Raw genomic sequence first — 3196 nt, 5'->3', positions numbered from 1 at the left:
TAATAACAAAGCCCCAGCTTGTGAAAGTCGGGGCTTTGTGCGTAAAAAACAGAAGGTGTGCATTTTGACACACCTTCGTTCTTTATAGAGTAATAGAAAGAATATACATTTAAAGCATAATCTATTCTTCTATGTTATCGTTTGTTAACAGTCATAGCAACTTTAATTATTACATCGTGACCATACATATCCTTGCACTTGATAGTCAATGTAGAAGGAACAGCAGCAGTCGGATTCGTTTCAGAAGACAAAGCAGTAGCCTTGAAACCTGTAATATGCTTATTATTATCTATAATTACATCAAAGTATTCTTCTTCACCATTTGCATCACTGGTCAAAGTCGCATCTGTAATAATCAGACTTGATTCATAAGGTGTACTTAACAGTTTGCTATATCTGCTATCTTTAGCACTTGTTCCAAAAATGAAGCTGTCAGCAGCAAAGTCAAGACGATCTGTACCATAAGTTAATTTTGTAGACGGCATTGCAGTGGTATAATTACCGTCGTTATCCTTATCTGTATACGGAGCGCCTAATTGTTCGCGAGTAGCCCATGCCCAAGTATAAGTGCTATTATAAATACAGTTGTAGATAGTTTCAAATCTTTCAGCTTCTCTAGTTACATCATCATAACCACCTTCAGAATTCTTCACTGAAGAAATCTTACCATAGTTGTAAACCACTGTAGTGGTATGTTTAACTGAGTTGTTGATGTAATCTTTAGCAACTTCTAATGTTTTGTCTCCGGCAACTACTACAGCAACATCTTTATTTCCATCTTTCTTAGATGTAGCGAATGTTATGTTATAGTTAGCGGCAGCACCTGTACCATAGTTGAATACTTCAGACATCTTCATAGAACCCTTTGTAGCTGTTTCAGCTGTCCAAGCGATATCATTGGCGTCATTCATAGGAATCATGTAACAATTATAGATGCCATCAGTAACCTGTGCAGTTTTAACAGAGAATCCCGCAGGAATAGTAGTAGGCAATACCTTAGTCATAGAAACTTTCATAGTGGCTAATACATGTCCTGAAGCATTCTTGATAGTCAATGTTCCATTATAAGTTTTGTTATCTTCATACTTGGTCCAGTCATCAACAGTCGGAACAGTATAAACTTTGGCAACCTTGCTGAAATCTGCCGGGAATGTATTTGGAGCAGCTGTATTGTACAGTACATTATTATTAGCATCAACAAAGATAGCATTGAATGCAGGATTTACATTATTAACCTTGTCTGTAGTCCAAGTAGCAGCAGTCGGAGCAGTTAACTTAGTCAAAGACACAGCAACCTTATCTGACTGAGTGTCAGTAACAGCTTTGTCAGTCGGATTAAGTGCAGTAACAGTAGTGGCAGTAGCATTCCAATCTGTAGCAGCATTACCTAACTGCACATAAAACGCTTTACCATCAGGATCAACTAAAGTACCATCAAAGTTTACAGCATATACACGGAAACCAATAACATCATTAATAGCCGTAGTGCTGTTGATGGTAATTTCTGTAGAAGTACCTTCAACCACTGTATTCAAACCAGAATAAGTATAGCTATTCCATGCATTCAATTCAGACGGTGCAGATTCTACCGCATTAGCCTTATCTAAAACTACATAAATACCACGGATATTTACCGGAGCTGTTACTTTATCATCGGCTGTAGACAAAGCAATTTTGATAGCCTCTCCTTGTACTGCAGGATATAATTTTTGAGTTTGACGGTCGTCTCCGTTATCTACTTTAACATTTGTATTAACCTTATCTAAAGGAATAATGGTAGTAGCCGCATCACTCTTCCAAGCTAATTCTTGATATGTTACATTAGTACCATCTTCTGCTTTAGTGAAACGATTATGAATATCCTTGACGTTTGTTGCATCAACAAAATAGTTTAAAGACTTTTCACCTACATATTCAGTCCAATCCAAAGTTAAGTCATAAGATGAAATAACTTCTCTTGTTTCAGCAGTAGACAAGGTGTTATTTACCTGTACAGCAAAGAGAATAGATTCAGTATCATTGCCAACTTTGGTTTCTGTTACAGCAGAAAAAGCTTTTTCATCATAATTCTTCAAAGCAACTGTAACTTCCCACAATCCGTTGTTTCCTGCCGCACGGCTTAATAATCCATTATATTTCTCAACTTTCTGAACAGATAAAAATTCATTCAAGTTCTGTCCTTGGCTATTAGTCAAAGAAATCATATCAGGAGTAAGAACCGCATTTGTCGGAGATACACGTACTACAAACTTGTCACCAGTCTGAACTTGTTTACCCTTAGTAAATGTTATAGCATTTGTAATACCTTCACTAAATACGTTTTCTTTTTCAATAGCAGTGGAGAAAATCAATTCATCGCCTGTAGGATTAGCAGAATACGAAGCCACCAGTTCTACACTAGTAACCATATCAGCAATCTTGCCTACAATGTCTTCTACTTTCTTAGTGGCAGCATCAACTTTTTCTGCCATTTCTTTCAATGCTGCGTCAGTGGATTCTTCTACTTCTTTTTTCAATGTCTCAATTTCTGCTTGTACAGCTTTGATTGCTTCTGCCTTTGCATCTGCAACAGCCTTGTCTGCAGCGGCTTTTGCAGCAGCGGCAGCATCACCAGCAGCTTTTGCAGCGGTTTCAGCGGCAGTTGCTTTAGCAAGAGCATCGCTTGCATCTTTTGCAGCAGTAGTTAAAGCAGCTTGCAAAGTAGCGATCTGAGAAGTCATGTCCTCCTTAGTCGCCAGTTTGTTAATTTGTTCCTGCAAATTGTCTATGTCATCATCATAGTCTTTACAAGATACAAATGTTCCTGTCGAAGAAACCATCAAGGCTCCGAACAGGATTGCACTTAAAAATTTTTTGTTCATAATAGAAAAACTTTAAATTTATAAATTTAAAAACTCAAAATGTTTATTGTTATAAAAGGACTTAATTGCGTTGAATCATAAAAGGATTCCGACTCTGCGATATATATTGCAGGGGAGTCATGCCAACTACTTTTCTGAACGCCACATAGAACACGCTCTTGGAGGCGAACCCGCAACGGCTGAAAAGCTCATTCACCGGGCAATCTTTACCGTCCAGCAACTCCTTCGCGCGAACCACCCTGTAGGAATTTATTAACCGCTTGAAATTGCATCCGAAGTAGTTGTTCACCGCATTACTCAGGTAGGTCGTATTCGTGCCGACTATTGAACTAAAC

General features: G+C 38.1%; 2 protein-coding genes. Both read right to left on the bottom strand.

Going from position 1 to position 3196, the window contains the following annotated elements:
* Positions 1 to 134 precede the first annotated feature (134 nt).
* Entirely contained in the window at positions 135 to 2861 is a 2727-nt protein-coding gene (locus tag AB5062_RS22465; protein WP_032953052.1) for a hypothetical protein, read from the bottom strand.
* 61 nt (positions 2862 to 2922) lie between these two features.
* The coding region (locus tag AB5062_RS22460) for an AraC family transcriptional regulator (protein WP_151849858.1) at positions 2923 to 3196 on the bottom strand (274 nt) is incomplete at its 5' end.

Source organism: Phocaeicola sp. RTP21359st1_B8_RTP21360_211022 (assembly GCF_040911965.1).
GTDB lineage: Bacteria > Bacteroidota > Bacteroidia > Bacteroidales > Bacteroidaceae > Phocaeicola > Phocaeicola vulgatus.
The sequence above is the reverse complement of the archived record's forward strand: the minus strand, read 5'-3'. Positions and strand labels throughout refer to the sequence as shown.